This is a genomic window from Sphingomonas sp. Leaf67, from assembly GCF_001421965.1.
In the GTDB taxonomy this organism is placed as follows: domain Bacteria; phylum Pseudomonadota; class Alphaproteobacteria; order Sphingomonadales; family Sphingomonadaceae; genus Sphingomonas.
Map to the genome: position 1 here is coordinate 537,839 of NZ_LMLP01000001.1, position 15,346 is coordinate 553,184.

General features: G+C 66.7%; 11 protein-coding genes. 4 read left to right on the plus strand and 7 right to left on the minus strand.

Annotated features, from left to right (window positions below; all coding sequences use genetic code 11):
• Positions 1-2: 2 nt before the first annotated feature.
• The 3 genes from ASE90_RS02655 to ASE90_RS02665 are packed head-to-tail and all read right to left on the minus strand — an operon-like array spanning position 3 to position 3,436.
• Positions 3-1,097, minus strand: coding sequence for a DUF2336 domain-containing protein (locus ASE90_RS02655; protein WP_055995545.1), 1,095 nt, complete (start codon positions 1,095-1,097; stop codon positions 3-5).
• Between the two features lie 35 nt (positions 1,098-1,132).
• Positions 1,133-2,305 (minus strand): hypothetical protein, encoded by a 1,173-nt coding sequence (locus tag ASE90_RS02660; protein WP_055995548.1) that lies wholly within the window; start codon positions 2,303-2,305, stop codon positions 1,133-1,135.
• A 9-nt stretch (positions 2,306-2,314) separates the two neighbouring features.
• Positions 2,315-3,436: an anhydro-N-acetylmuramic acid kinase gene (locus ASE90_RS02665; RefSeq protein ID WP_082449507.1), complete on the minus strand. Its 1,122-nt coding sequence runs from the start codon at positions 3,434-3,436 to the stop codon at positions 2,315-2,317.
• A gap of 113 nt (positions 3,437-3,549) precedes the next feature.
• On the opposite strand from ASE90_RS02665, the gene tyrS reads away from it, so the two are divergent.
• Positions 3,550-4,776, plus strand: a complete 1,227-nt coding sequence (tyrS, locus tag ASE90_RS02670) for a tyrosine--tRNA ligase (RefSeq protein WP_055997157.1) — start codon at positions 3,550-3,552, stop codon at positions 4,774-4,776.
• A 60-nt stretch (positions 4,777-4,836) separates the two neighbouring features.
• Here the strand turns inward: tyrS and ASE90_RS02675 are convergent, their stop codons facing one another.
• Together ASE90_RS02675 and recG are read right to left on the minus strand one after the other, a co-directional pair.
• Positions 4,837-5,277 carry a DMT family transporter gene (locus ASE90_RS02675; protein WP_055995551.1) on the minus strand — a complete coding sequence of 147 codons (441 nt, stop codon included), beginning with the start codon at positions 5,275-5,277 and terminating at the stop codon, positions 4,837-4,839.
• Positions 5,278-5,565: 288 nt separating this feature from the next.
• Entirely contained in the window at positions 5,566-7,626 is a 2,061-nt protein-coding gene (gene recG, locus ASE90_RS02680) for an ATP-dependent DNA helicase RecG (protein ID WP_055995554.1), read from the minus strand.
• 70 nt (positions 7,627-7,696) lie between these two features.
• Between recG and ASE90_RS02685 the strand changes: the two genes are divergently transcribed.
• The 3 genes from ASE90_RS02685 (at position 7,697) to ASE90_RS02695 (ending at position 12,243) form a co-directional block, all read left to right on the plus strand.
• Entirely contained in the window at positions 7,697-7,963 is a 267-nt protein-coding gene (locus ASE90_RS02685; protein ID WP_055995557.1) for a succinate dehydrogenase assembly factor 2, read from the plus strand.
• A 124-nt stretch (positions 7,964-8,087) separates the two neighbouring features.
• A complete protein-coding gene (gene mfd, locus ASE90_RS02690; RefSeq protein ID WP_055995560.1) occupies positions 8,088-11,546 on the plus strand; it encodes a transcription-repair coupling factor in 3,459 nt (1,152 codons plus the stop codon).
• A 178-nt stretch (positions 11,547-11,724) separates the two neighbouring features.
• The gene (locus ASE90_RS02695) at positions 11,725-12,243 is read left to right on the plus strand and encodes a DUF5946 family protein (RefSeq protein ID WP_156361391.1); all 519 of its coding nucleotides are present in this window, start codon (positions 11,725-11,727) and stop codon (positions 12,241-12,243) included.
• 229 nt (positions 12,244-12,472) lie between these two features.
• Here the strand turns inward: ASE90_RS02695 and ASE90_RS02700 are convergent, their stop codons facing one another.
• Positions 12,473-13,855, minus strand: a complete 1,383-nt coding sequence (locus ASE90_RS02700) for a porin (protein WP_055995566.1) — start codon at positions 13,853-13,855, stop codon at positions 12,473-12,475.
• A gap of 66 nt (positions 13,856-13,921) precedes the next feature.
• A complete protein-coding gene (gene lpdA / locus ASE90_RS02705) occupies positions 13,922-15,334 on the minus strand; it encodes a dihydrolipoyl dehydrogenase (RefSeq protein ID WP_055995569.1) in 1,413 nt (470 codons plus the stop codon).
• Positions 15,335-15,346 lie beyond the last annotated feature (12 nt).

Sequence of the window (15,346 nt, forward strand, 5' to 3'; positions counted from 1 at the left end):
GATCACTCAGCAGATCCCAACGCCAACATCGCGGCATGATATTCCGCATCCAGTGCCATCGGGGCAAGTGCCACACGCGCCGCTTCGGGCGTTACCGCCATGATACTGTCGATCCGGTCGGCGAATTGTTCGATATCGCGCAGCGGCTCGGCCTCGGTCAGGGCAAAGCCGATCCGCGCGATCGTCGCCCGATCGGTGGCCAGCGCCCGCAGCACGACCCACAGCCGCGCGCCGTCGGTGTCGATCACCAGATCGCGGACCCGGTCGAATGCCAGCCCGCTCGCCCGCGCGATGAACGCGACGAACAGCACCAGCCGCCCGTCGCCGATCGCCTCGGTCAACAGCGCGGGCACTTCCTCACCCTGTGCATCGATCGCCTGCGCCAGCCGCATCGCCGCGATCTCCAGCGGCACCAGTTCGCCCTGCATGTCGATCGCGCGGCGCACCGCTTCGGCCAGCGCGGCGTCGAGCGCACCGATCGCCTCGCCCGCCGGCACCGATTCGCGCAGCGCCGCCGCGACCCACCATGCGATCCGGGCATGGAGCGGCCGGACCAGATCGACTGCCGCGACGCCGCCATCGATCACCGACCCGCGCCGCGCCTGCGCCGCCAGCATCGCGATCGCGGCGGCGGAGACCAGCCGGTCGCTCGCCTGTGCCAGCCGTGCGATCATCGTCGGCCGGTCCCCGACCTCGATCACCATCGTCGGCAGCGCGCGGGCGATCGTGTCGAGCCGGACGCGGGCGAACAACTCGCCGAACAGTGCCGGATCGCGGAACAGCCCGGCCCGCCGGACGCGGCCGAAGGTCGACGGCACCATCCGCAGCCCCTGCGCCACCTCCGCCTGCCCGCGTGAGATGAGCAGCCTCGCGGCATGGTCGCGGATCTCTGCCTCGACGCTGGCGACGGTCGCGCGCATCGTCGCGTCGAGCCGCGCCGCCGTGCGATCGTCGATCCGGGCGTCGACGGGCAGGTGAAAATGATCGGCGGCCGCGCGCAATCGGCGATGGCCGGCGCGCTCTGCCGCCGCGACATGGTCGAGCAGATAAGCAGCGGAAGCATCGGCATCGCGGGTATCGAGCAGATCGTCGGACATGGTACTCGCATTAACCAATGGCGGTTAAGGCGATCCTAAGCCCGACGCCGCAAATGTTCGATAGCACTGGCAAGCGTGACGCCTGCATGAACGGCGACCAATGCCAGCCCCGCCGTCACGATTCCAGCCAGTGCGAACGGCGCGACCAGTACCAAAGCCGTCGCCGCCGTCGCCGCCCAGGGCGGTCGCGATGCCGGAATCCGCCGTGTCAGGATCGTCACGACGACCCCCGTCAGCGCGAGGACCGCCGCCGTCCCCGCCGACACGATCAGCGACTGGACCATCCCTATCCCAAGGATTCCCGCTACTCCAAGCACTTCCAGCCCACGTTCCTGCAGGGCGGCATGACCGTCCTCGCCGCGCAGCCAGCCGAGCAGCGAACCCGCCGACAGCAGCACCATCGCCATGAACAGAAGGACCGCCGCGCCGCCGACGTCCCAAAATGGGATCGCGGCCAATCCGAAAAGTCCGAGCACGCCGCCGGCGATACCGACCGCGACATCGGGCACCTTGCGCCGGACCAGCAACGGCAGGACCAGCCGCGTGACTGGCGTGAAGACGAACCGGTCGATCCATCCGGTGCGCTGTTCGGCCAGCGACGCCAGCACGTCCTTGCTGCGCACCTCCAGCGTGCCGGCATCGCGCTCGACGCCATGCCCCGACCGCGCAGCCTTGGCCGGCAGCAGGACGTGCTTCGCGCGCGCCTGGGTCGCGACGCGCAGCAACGTCGACTGGAAATCATATTCGCGCGGCAGCCGAGCGGCGTCCTCCAGCCGATCGACCGACAGCGTCGCGACCCCGGCCCAGCAATGCCCCGAATCAACCCGCTCGACCGATGTCGCATCGCCGGTCGGGGTGACCAGCAGCGTGTCGACCGGTTCGAGCGCCATGTTGGCGACGACCGCATCGGTCGTGACCAGCCCGTCGGCCAGCGCGACGATGACGGCCAGCGGATGCGCCTTCGCCTTCGCTTCCTCGGCCGATCGCACAATATCGACGGTCGTCCCGCGCCGCCCGATGCGATTGACCGCCGCCGCCAGCGCGGGTGTCATCCGCCCGACCGCGACCAGCAATTGCGCCGCGCCCGCCGCGATCAACAGCCGTGCCTGATATTCGATCAGGCTCATACCGCCGAACGGCAGGGTTGCCGCCAGCACGCCCGGCTGGTGTTCGGCTTCTTCGGTCGCGAAAATCAGGCCGGTGAGCATCGCGTCCGGTTAGGCGGTCACGACCCGCAACGCCAGCCCCGCCCGCGTTGCCCGGTACAGGGTGCCGCCGGTCAGCGGCGCGGGAACCCCCGTCGTCCCCGGAAAGGTGATCGGCAATCCTCTGAGCGACCGCACCGCCAGATACGCGAACCCCTCGGCCTCCAGTGCGTCGCCGTCCCAGCCATGGGCGTCGCTCGGCTCGACGACGACACCGGCGCGCTCGGCGATCATCCGCAGCATCACCGGATTATGGCGTCCGCCCCCGCCGACGATCAGCCGCGTCGGTCGTGCCGGCAGCCGGTCGATCGCCTCGGCGACGCAGGCGGCGGTGAACGCGGTCAGCGTCGCCGCCCCGTCCGCCGCCGATAGTCCCCGCGCGGGCTGGATCGTGAAGTCATGCCGGTCGAGCGATTTCGGGACGGCCAAGTCGAAGAACGGATGGTCGAGCATGGCGGTCAGCACCGCCGCATCGACCTGTCCCGACGCGGCCAGCGCACCGCCTTCGTCAAAGCGTGCGCCGCTTTCCGCCTCGACCCAGCTATCGACCAGACCATTGGCCGGACCGGTGTCGAACGCGACCAGGTCGTCGCCGTCGCCGACATAGGTGATGTTGCCGACTCCGCCGAGGTTCAGCACCGCGACCGGCCGCGCCATCCCCGCCGCCCGCGCGGCATGATAGACCGGCAGCAACGGCGCCCCTTGTCCGCCAGCCCGCACATCGTCGACGCGCAGATCGGCGACGACATCGATCCCGGTCGCCGCCGCCAGCGCCGCGCCGTCGCCCAGCTGCCACGTCCAGCCCTTGTCGGGACGATGGGCAACCGTCTGGCCATGGAAACCGATCACATCGACCGCCCGCGCCTCGATCCCCGCCCGCTCCAGCAGCGCGGCGACGGCGGCGGCGTGGGTACGCGTCAGCAACGTCTCCGCCCGCTCGATCAACGGATGCTCGCCCGGATCGTTGAACAGCAGCGCCAGCTCGGTCGCAGCGGACAAGGCAGCGCGGTCCTCATCGCTGTACGGCGACCCGACGAACGCCACCGGTCGCACATCGCTCTCACCATCGGTTTCGAGCAGCGCCGCGTCGATCCCGTCGAGCGAGGTTCCAGACATCAGACCGATCGCAAGCATGGACTTCTCCGCCAGGCGTTCATCCCGCCCCATACACGCTTCATACCACCATCCCGGCAAGCGCGAAGTCGAGATCCGTGGACTTTGGTGCGGTGCCGACGCTACACGACCGCATGACCGCATACACGTCCGACCTGCTGCGCACCCTGTCCGAACGGGGCTATATCCATCAGCTGACCGATGCCGCCGGCCTCGACGCGCTGGCGAACCGGCAGGTCGTGCCGGGCTATATCGGCTTCGATCCGACCGCGCCGTCGCTGCACGTCGGCAGCCTCGTGCAGATCATGCTCTTGCGCCGGATGCAGCAGGCCGGGCACAAGCCGATCGTGCTGATGGGCGGCGGCACCGGCAAGATCGGTGATCCCAGCTTCAAGGACGAAGCGCGCAAGCTGTTGGCCGAGGACGGCATCTCGGCCAACGTCGCGTCGATCAAGCGCATCTTCGAACGCTTCCTGACCTTCGGCGACGGCGCGTCGGATGCGATGATGGTCGACAATGCCGACTGGCTCGACGCGCTCGAATATATCCCGTTCCTGCGCGAGGTCGGGCAGCATTTCTCGGTCAACCGGATGCTGTCGTTCGATTCGGTGAAGTTGCGGCTCGATCGCGAACAGTCGCTGTCGTTCCTCGAATTCAACTACATGATCCTGCAAGCCTACGACTTCCGCGAATTGTCGCAGCGTCATGGCTGTCGCCTGCAAATGGGCGGCAGCGATCAGTGGGGGAACATCGTCAACGGCATCGAACTTGCCCGGCGGATGGACGGCACCGAGGTCTATGGCGTCACGACCCCGCTGATCACCACGGCCGACGGTGGCAAGATGGGCAAGACCATGTCGGGTGCGGTCTGGCTGCACGAGGACCAGCTGCCGCATTTCGATTACTGGCAATTCTGGCGCAACACCGACGACCGCGATGTCGGCCGCTTCCTGCGCCTGTTCACCGACCTGCCCCTTGACGAGATCGCCCGGCTGGAAGCGTTGCAGGGTGCCGAGATCAACGAGGCGAAGAAGATCCTCGCCAACGAAGCGACCGCCATGTGTCGCGGTGCCGATGCCGCGGCCGGTGCCGCCGAAACCGCGCGCCGGACGTTCGAAGAAGGCTTAGCGGGCGACACGCTCCCGACCTTCGGCGTCAGCGGCGCGATCAACGTCGTCGATGCGCTGGTCGCGCTGCACCTCGCCGCGTCGAAGGGCGAGGCACGCCGCCTGATCAAGGGCGGCGGCGCGCGCGTCGATGGCGAGCGGGTCGTCGACGAAGCGCAGGTCATCGCCGTCGACGCACCGGTGCGCGTATCGGCGGGGAAGAAGAACCACGGCCTGCTGACCCCGGCGGCCTGACTTCTCCCCACCCATTCCGTGCTCGAAGCAAACGGATGGGGACCGGATTGCAAAGACCCCCTATCCCCGCCGGATCAGCATCGCCCCCACCAGCACCAGCCCGACTCCGGCCAGCCGTACCGCGCTGATCGGCGTTCGCGGCAGACCAATCAATCCGAAGCGATCGATGACGACCGCCGCGACCACCTGCGCCGCGATCATGATCGTCAGCATCGACGCCAGGCCCAGCCGCGGCGCGGCGAACGCCGCCGCCGCGACGAAGAACGCGCCATAGGCTCCGCCCAGAAACATCCACGGCCGCGCATCGCGCAGGTTCGCCAGCGGCGTCCGGTCGGCCATCAACCACACGCCCGTCAGGATCACCGTCCCGACCGCGAACGACACCAGCGCCGCCAGCAACACCGACCCGATGCTCCGCCCCAGCGCAGCATTGGTCGACGGCTGCACGGCAAGGCCGATACCGCCGAGCAGGGCAACGATCAGGGGAGCAAGGGCGTTCATGGCTGCTGCGCTATCGAGTGGAAGCTGCCGACGCAACCAAACCTCCCGTCATTCCGGCGAAAGCCGGAATCCACGGCCGCGGTGCCGTTCCGTCCCCATCGTGACCACCCGACACAATAAATTCTGGCCTGCGCCGGAATGACGAATGTGTAGATGCACACCGCCCGCCCCCCAATCGTCATTCCCGCGAAGGCGGGAATCCATACGCGCCAACGGCCCGGCTTCACTCGCAACGTCAGCGCATATGGACTCCCGCCTGCGCGGGCGTGACGAATGTGCGGGTAGCCATCACCCCGACCGCAACCGCCCGACCCCCGCATCCCGCTCGAACAGATACAGCGCCACCCGCGCCGCCTGCCCCCTTGGCCCCTCCAGCCCGCCATCCCGATCGACCAGCAAGCGCGCATCGGCATTGGCGACCGGCAGCAACTCGCCCAGCATCTCAGGGCTGGCCAGCCGGAACATAGCCTCCCCCGATTGCCGCGTGCCCAGCAACTCGCCGCCACCGCGCAGCCGCAAATCCTCCTCGGCGATGCGAAAGCCGTCATTGCTCTCGCGCATCAGCGCCAGCCGCGCGCGCGACGTTTCCGACAGCGCATTGCCCCGCAACAACAGGCACACCGACTTGCCGCCGCCCCGCCCGACGCGCCCACGCAACTGGTGCAACTGCGCGAGGCCGAACCGGTCCGCCGCCTCGATCACGATCAGCGTCGCATTGGGCACATCGACACCGACCTCGATCACGGTCGTCGCCACCAGCACGCCGGCGCGGGCCGCCGAGAACTCGGCCATCACCGCGTCCTTTTCGAGCGGCTTCATCCGTCCATGGACTAGCGCGACCTTGTCGCCGAACCGCTGCCGCAGCGCCTCCGCGCGCGCTTCGGCGGCGGCAAGGTCGGACTTCTCGCTCTCCTCGACCAGCGGGCATACCCAATAGGCCTGCTTCCCCGCCGACAGATGCCGCGCAAGGCCGTCGATCACCGCGTCGAGCTTGTCCTCCGACATCACCACCGTCTCGATCGGCTCGCGCCCCGGCGGCATCTCGTCGAGGCGGCTGACGTCCATCTCGCCATATTGCGCCAGCGTCAGCGTGCGCGGGATCGGCGTCGCGGTCATCACCAGCAGATGCGGCGGCCGCACCGCCTTCGCCTGCAACATCATCCGCTGCGCCACGCCGAAACGATGCTGTTCGTCGACCACCACCAGCCCCAGATCGCGATACGCCACCGCCTCCTGAAAGATCGCGTGCGTGCCGACCAATATGTCGATCGACCCGTCGGCCAACCCCATCAGCACGCCCTCGCGCACCCGCCCCTTGTCACGGCCCGTCAGCGCGGCGACGGTGACGCCCGTCCCCGCCAACTGCCGCTGCAACGTCGCATAATGTTGCCGCGCAAGAATTTCGGTCGGGGCCAGCAGTGCGCCTTGCGCCCCGCCCTCGACCGCGATCAGCAACGCCATCAGCGCGACCAGCGTCTTGCCCGACCCGACATCGCCCTGCAGCAGCCGCAGCATCGGCTGGGTCTGCGCCATATCGCCCTCGATCTCACCGATCGTCCGCGACTGCGCACCGGTCGGTTTGTACGGCAGGTCGAGCTTTGCCCGCAGCCGCCAGTCGCCGGTCAGCGACCGCCCCTTGCGCGCCCGCGCCTCGCCGCGCACCAGCAACAGCGCCAGCTGGTTGGCGAACACCTCGTCATAGGCCAGCCGCGCGCGCGCCTTGGCATCGGCCGGATCGGCATGAATGCGTGCCAGTGCCTCCTTCCACGCCGGCCAGCCATGCTTGGCCAGCAAACTCGGCTCGATCCATTCGGGCAGGTCGGGCGCATGCTCGATCGCCTGCGCCGCCAGCAGCCCGACCCGGCGCGAGGTCAGCCCCTCGGACAGCGGATAGATCGCTTCACGCTCGGGCAACGAATCCGCTTCATCGACGGGCAGCACATGGTCGGGATGGACCATCTGCAATTCCTGGCCATACGACTCCAGCTTGCCCGACACCAGCCGCGTCTCGCCCAGCGGGAACAGCTTCTTCACCCAGCCCGACGATCCGCCGAAATAGGTCAGGTTGACGATGTTGCCATGCTTGTCCGCCGCATGGACCCGGGTCGGCCCGCGCCCGGCACTGACCCGGTAATCGGTCGCGGTCAGCGAAATCGCGATCACCCGCCCGGCATCCTGCACCATCAACTCGTCGCGCCGCAGCCGGTCGACCCACCCGGTCGGCAGGTGGAACGCGACATCGACCACGCGCCGCAGCTTCAACCGGTCGAGCGGCTTGGCCAGCGCCGGCCCCACGCCTTTCAGCGTGATGACTTCGGCAAACAGCGGGTTGAGCAGATCGGGACGCATGACTATCTGGTCCTATATCCGAACCGGCGGCCGCTGCCAGCGTCCGTCGGTCAATCGCCATTGGAGTCCCATGGACCGCGAGACCCGCCTCAAGCGCCTGAAATTCCGCAGCTGGCATCGCGGCACCCGCGAAGCCGACCTGATGATCGGCGGCTATTTCGATGCGCACGCCGCGACATGGAGCGACGCGGACATGGACTGGTTCGAGGTCTTTCTCGAGGAACAGGACGTCGACATCATGGCATGGGCGATGGGCGTACAGCCCGCGCCGGCGCAGTTCGACCACCCGGTCCTGCACGCGATGCGGAAAATGGATTTCGTGCCGGTATCGCGGTGAACTGAACGATCTCCCTCTCCCCGCTCGCGGGGAGAGGGCCGGGGAGAGGGGCAGTAACGAAGCGCCGCGCACTCCCCCTCTCCCAACCCTCTCCCCCATCGGGGAGAGGGCTATTAGGTAGCCGATGCCCGACCTCTCCAAGATCCTGTCCGCCCCCCGCTCGCTGACCCTCTCGGGCGTGCCCGCAGGCTTCCTGCCCGCCCTGCTCGCCGACCTTGCCCGTGGCAGCAAGGGCGACCTCGTCTACATCGCGCCCGATGAAGCGACGATGCGCGCCATCGCTACCACCGCCCCCTTCTTCGCCCCCGACCTCTCGGTCCTGCAATTCCCGGCATGGGACTGCCTGCCCTATGACCGCGCTAGCCCGACGCTGCGGTCGATGGCCGAGCGGCTGTCGGCACTCCACACGCTCCAGTCTAAGGCGAAGGGCCCCCGCCTGATCGTCACCACCGTCAACGCCGCGACCCAGCGGACGCTGACCCCGTTCCGCATCCGTCAGCTCGTCGCGCGCCTCGCGCCCGGCGAGCGCATCTCGCTCCCCCGTCTCTCCACGCTGCTGCAAGCCAACGGCTACAACCGCGTCGACACCGTCCACGACGCCGGCGAGTTCGCGGTGCGCGGCGGTCTAGTCGACCTGTGGCCCTCCGGCTCCGATTCGGGTCTCCGCCTCGACTTCTTCGGCGACGAGATCGAAACCGTCCGCACTTTCAGCCCCGAGGACCAGCGCACCACCGGCCGCGTCGACGGCTTCACCCTGCTCCCCGCCTCCGAAGCCTTGCTCGACGAAGAGTCGATCAAGCGCTTCCGCACCCGCTACCGCGAGAAATTCGGCGCGACCGCGACCGGCGACCCGATCTATCAGGCGATCAGCGACGGCCGCCGCCTGTCGGGCATGGAACACTGGCTGCCCTTTTTCGAAGAGCGGCTCGAAACCTTCTTCGACCACCTCTCCCCCGAAGCGGTCATCGTCCGCGACGCGGGCGTGCCGGCCGCCGCCGAACAGCGGTTCGAATCGATCGCCGACTATCACACCAACCGCGTCCGCGCGCAGACCAGCGATCCCGGCAGCTACCGCCCGCTGCTCCCCGCGGCGCTCTATCTATCGGCCGACGAATGGGTCGAGCGCCTGTCGGACACCGCCGCGCATCAGGTCACGCCCTTCCACGCCCCCGACAGCGCGACCTCGGTCGATTTCGAGGTCGACGGCCCCCGCGACTTCACCCCCGAACGCACGCAACAGGCGAACATCTACGAAGCGGTCGTCGATCACATCGCGGCGCTTCGCAAACAGGGCCGCAAACCGATCCTCGCCAGCTATTCGGAGGGTGCGCGTGAGCGGTTGATGGGCCTGCTCGCCGATCACGACCTGACCGGCGTCTCGACCGTCGAGACGTGGCAGCAGGCGCTGGGCGGTGCGAAGTCGACCGTGTCGTTCGTCGTCCTGCCGCTCGACCATGGCTTCACCGCCGCCGACGTCGCAGTCCTGACTGAACAGGACATGCTCGGCGACCGCCTCGTCCGCCGCGCCAAGCGCCGCAAGAATACCGACGCCTTTCTCCAGGAGCTCGCCACCCTCTCCCCCGGCGACCTTGTCGTCCATGCCGATCACGGCATCGGCCGCTATGTCGGACTGACGCAGGTGCCGGTGGCCAAGGCCCCGCACGACTGCGTCCAGCTCGAATATGCCGGCGGCGACAAGCTCTACGTGCCGGTCGAAAACCTCGAAGTCCTCAGCCGCTACGGCGCGGGCGAGGAAGGCGCATCGCTCGACCGCCTGGGCGGCGAGGCATGGCAGCGGCGCAAGGCACGGATGAAGGATCGCATCCGCGAGATCGCGGGTGACCTCATCGCCACCGCCGCCAAGCGCGCGATGCGCCCTGCCGACATAGCCGAACCCGACAGCGGCGGCTACCCCGCCTTCGTCGACCGTTTCCCCTATCAGGAAACCGACGATCAGGAACGCGCCATCGCCGACGTTCTCGAAGACCTCGGCGCCGGCCGGCCGATGGACCGCTTGGTCGTCGGCGATGTCGGTTTCGGCAAGACCGAGGTCGCACTGCGCGCCGCCTTCGTCGCCGCCATGGCCGGAATGCAGGTCGCGATCGTGTGTCCCACGACCCTCCTCGCCCGCCAGCATTACAACAACTTCAAGGCGCGCTTCGAAGGCTTCCCGATCGAAATCGGCCGCCTCTCCCGCCTCGTCACCGCGACCGAGGCGAAGAAGGTCCGCGACGGCCTGACCGACGGTACGATCGACGTCGTCGTCGGCACCCATGCCGTACTGTCGAAACAGGTCGATTTCAAACGTCTCGGCCTCGTCATCGTCGATGAGGAACAGCGCTTCGGCGTGACGCACAAGGAACGGCTGAAGGCGATGAAGGCCGACGTCCACGTCCTGACGCTGACCGCCACCCCGATCCCGCGCACGTTGCAGATGGCGATGTCGGGCCTGCGCGAACTCTCGGTGATCCAGACCCCGCCGGTCGATCGCCTCGCGGTCCGCACCTACATCATGCCATGGGACCCGGTCGTCCTGCGCGAGGCGTTGCTGCGCGAACATTATCGCGGCGGCCAAGCCTATTTCGTCACCCCGCGCATCGCAGACCTGCCCGATATCGAGAAATTCCTGACGGAAGAAATTCCCGAAATCCGCTACGTCGTCGCCCACGGCCAGATGGCCCCGACCGAGGTCGAGGAACGCATGTCGGCCTTTTACGACAAGCGGTACGACCTGCTCGTCTCGACCACCATCGTCGAATCCGGCCTCGACATTCCGTCGGCCAACACCCTCATCATCAACCGCGCCGACAAGTTCGGCCTGGCGCAACTCTATCAGCTGCGCGGCCGCGTCGGCCGGTCGAAGACCCGCGCCTATGCGTACATGACCACGCCCCCCGAACGGCTGGTCAGCGAGGCGGCGGAAAAGCGGCTAAAGGTCCTGTCCGACCTCGAATCGCTCGGCGCCGGCTTCCAGCTTGCCAGCCATGACCTCGACATTCGCGGTGCCGGCAACATGCTCGGCGACGAACAATCGGGCCATATCAAGGAAGTCGGCTTCGAACTCTACCAGTCGATGCTTGAGGAGGCTATCCTCGACGCCAAGGCCGGCGGCATCCGCGACGACAAGCCCAAGGACTTCTCCCCCGCGATCACCGTCGACGCGCCGATCCTGATCCCGGAGGACTATGTCCCCGACCTCGACCTGCGCATGGGCCTGTACCGCCGCCTCAACGACGTCGAGGACCGCGCCGGCATCGACGCCTTCGCCACCGAACTGATCGACCGTTTCGGCAAACTGCCGCTCGCCACCGCCAACCTGCTGCAACTGATCGAGGCGAAGCTGAACGCGAAGAAGGCCTGCGTCGCCAAGATCGACATCGGCGCCAAGGGTGCGATCGTCAGCTTCCACGAAGACAAGTTCCCGAGCGTCGAAGGGCTGCTCGCCTATGTCGACAAGCTGGCCGGCACCGCCAAGCTGCGCCCCGACATGAAACTGGTCATCAGCCGCAGCTTCGGCGACCCGCAAGCCCGCCTGAACGCAGCGCTACAGATTTCGCGGGGGCTGGCGAAGGCGGCTGGGTAGTGGCCGCAGTTCCCGTTTTTCCGTCAAGATCGGCCATTTCGAAGATGTTCGATCGGGAACAGGTTAGGGAAGGCGAACCCCGCAGGCGTCCGTCAGCCCAATCGGGAAGCCGATACAAGGTTGATTGCGATAGGCCGTAATAGAGGGTATCCGTCAACTCATCCTGCGGAGTGTCGATGTGATACCGGACAGCTTTGGCAACATTCCGCTCCAGAAGTGCTTCGGCTGCGGGGGGCTTTTTCCTGAAGAATCGGGCCCGACGCATAAATACATGCTTTCAACCGCAGGTTGCTGGTCTTCCTACGGCGATCTGCTGGCACGGGAATATGAAAGCCCGGTTCTTTTCGGGGCTGTTTATAGACTGACGGTTGACGCTTATGCGCTACAGCACCCCGGCGACATTGGTGATCGCCGAGCAATCCAGTCGGTGTGGGTGCATTATGCTGCCTTATATCTAGCCTTCGAGCAGAAACGTCCGCTCGCAGATATCCCGCCGGTCATGCAGAAGTTGGCTGGCGGTAGTTTCCTCCCGTTGCCGACAATCCCGGCGCTCTTCGAGGTAACGCACGCCGACGTCATCGCCGGGCCGGTCGCTAGCCATGCCGTTCTGGTGCGTGATTGGGCGCAATGCGCCTACCACGCCTGGAACGCTTTGCATCAGCCAACCAAGGACCTTCTCAATCGAATAGGGCTCTGATCGGGGAACCGCGCAATATTGCCATTTCTCGATCCCTTTCACGAAGGCCGGGCAGCGCATCGACCCACGACCGATGCCTTTTCCCGACTTTCCTACATCACAATAGGCTGCCAGCTTCTGCGGCACGCCGTATTTGGCCACGCTCTTTGACCCCGCCGCTCCCCAAGTCGCGCAAATAGCGCGCAAGTGTGACCTTTGTGACCTTTGGCGCGCGCCCGCCCAAAAAAGCCTAATAATTCAACTGCAACTGCGTCCGGAACACATCGCCTTCGGCCCGTCCCGATCGCCGCTCGTCCGCCTCGGCGCGTTCCATCCGCGCATAGGCCAGCGTCAGTTCCAGCGCCGGCACAGGCTGGAACTCGATGCCCAGTTCGATCTCGTCGGTCTCCAGCCGCGGCGCGTTGACCGCCGCTTTCCAGCCGCCGCGATAGGTCTGCCAGCGAACATAAGGCATGAACGGCCCGACCGCCGACTGCCGCACTCGCGCGGTGCCCTGTACATAGCCACCGTACAGCGCCTTGGTCGTGATGCCGCGCAGCACCGGGTCATATTCCGGCCCGCGTCCCCAGTTCCATTCGGCCTGCAACCCGAAGGGCTGCGGATACAGGATCGCGTGCAGCCCGATGCGATCGTCGGCAAAGGCGACCGGGCTGACCCCGCCGGTGCGGATTTCGGGCTGGACGCGATTGGTGTAGCCGCTCGCCCCGACCTCCAGCACCTGCTTGCCGCCGATCTCGAACGGCCACGTCGCAAGGGCCACCGCCATCACCGCATCGTTCGCTTCCTCGCGATTGACACCCTGTCCGTTATACACACCGATCCCGAATGCGCCGTAATTGCCGAACAGCTTCTGCCCGTCCTTGGTCAATCGTTCCCAGATATCGTCGACCCGCTGCGGCGTATAATAGGCGACGACACCGATATCGCGCTCGCTCGGCACCCCGCTGTTGATCGCGTCGCTGCGGTCGAGCGTCAGCCGGTTCGACGACGACTGCATATTCTCCCACCCGAACGGCACCTTCGACTGGCCGAAGCGCAGGCGGAACCGCTTGTCGGTGTCGAGGAACGCATCGAAATAGGCATCGCGCAGTTGCAGGAACCCCTCGCGCCGCTCGCCGACCGACTGGTTCGATACGGCGGTCGCGAAATCGGGCTGAAGATAGAAGGACACCCGATCACCCAGATCGCCCTGCAACACCAACCGGATCCGGCGAAAGGTGAAGCCGGTATCGTCGCCGATGCCGCTGTCGTGGACCGAGCGCAGCCGGGCGATCCCGTCCGGTGCCGTGCGATCGCCGGAGATGATCTCGTTCAGCCGCAACTGGGTATAGCCGCGCAGCCGGATGCGGTCGTACCATTTCTCGCGCGACGGTCTGGCCGGGGCGGCGGCGACCTGCATCGGGGCGGCAGGCTCGGCCGCGACCGGAGCCGGCGTCGTCGCGGGCGCAGCGGCCATGACGGGCGGTTTGGCCGCCGTCTGCGCCGCCTTCATCTCGGCGATGACCGCCTTCAGCTCGTCGATCTGGCGCTGAAGCTCCTGCACCGTCTGCGCCGCAGCGGGCGGTGGGACCATGAAGGATGCGACAAGCGCCGCGGGCAGGAAGGGCTTCATGGACCCGCGCCATGCCGCTGCGGCACGACGCGGGTCAAGCGGTGATTATGACGCTTCGATGACGTCCTACATATGCAACGTACGACCGTACGCCGCGAGCACCGACTCGTGCATCGACTCGGAGATCGTCGGATGCGCGAACACCGTCTCGGTCAGCTCCTTCTCGGTCGTCTCGAGCTGGCGGGCGATGACATAGCCCTGGATCATCTCGGTCACTTCCGCGCCGACCATGTGCGCGCCCAGCAGCTCGCCGGTCTTGGCGTCGAACACCGTCTTCACAAAGCCTTCGGCCTCGCCCAGCGCGATCGCCTTGCCATTGCCGATAAACGGGAACTTGCCGACCTTGACGCTATAGCCCGCTTCCTTGGCCTTCGCCTCGGTGAAGCCGACGCTGGCGACCTGCGGCCGGGCATAGGTGCAACCGGGGATGTTGTTCTTGTCCATCGCGTGCGGATGGACGTCCTTGTTGCCCAGCGCCTTGGCGATGGCTTCGGCAGCGATGACGCCTTCATGGCTCGCCTTGTGCGCCAGCCACGGTGCGCCGGTCACGTCGCCGATCGCCCAGATGCCCTCGACATTGGTCTTGCCATAGCCATCGGTCTTGATGTGACCGCGCTCGGCTTCGATCTTCAGTGCTTCCATGCCGATATTCTCGGTGTTGGGCACGATGCCGATCGCGACGATCGCGTGGCTGAACTCGACCTGTTCAACCTTGCCGTCCGGCCCCTTGATGGCGGCCTTCACCCCTGCCGGGCTCGCTTCGAGCTTTTCGAGGCCCGACTTGGTCTTGATCGTCATGCCCTGCTTGGTCAGCGCCTTGTGCATGAACTCGCTGACCTCGGCATCCTCGACCGGCATGATCCGGTCGAGCATCTCGACGATCGTCACGTCGGCGCCCATGTCGTTGTAGAAGCTGGCGAACTCGACACCAATCGCGCCCGACCCGATGACCAGCAGCTTGGTCGGCATTTCGGGCGGCACCATCGCATGGCGATAGGTCCAGATCTTCGAACCATCCGCCTTGGCAAACGGCAGGTCGCGGGCACGCGCACCGGTCGCGATGATGATATGCTTGGCTTCGAGGTCGGAGGTCTTGTCGCCCTGCTTGACGCTCAGCTTGCCCTTGGCAGTGATGGTGCCGACGCCTTCATGGACGACGACCTTGTTCTTCTTCATCAGCCCCTTGACGCCGGCATTCAGCTGCCCGGCGACCTTGCGGCTGCGATCGACGACCTTGGCGAGGTCGAACGCCGGCTTCTCGTTCGACAGACCGTATTGCGCGGCGTGCATCATGTAGTGGTAGATTTCGGCTGAGCGCAGCAGCGCCTTGGTCGGAATGCAGCCCCAGTTGAGGCAGATCCCGCCCAGCCGCTCGCGCTCGACGATCGCGACCTTCAGGCCAAGCTGGCTCGCGCGGATCGCCGCGACATAGCCGCCGGGGCCGGAGCCGAGCACGATCAGGTCGTAAGATTCAGCCATCACTTTACCTTT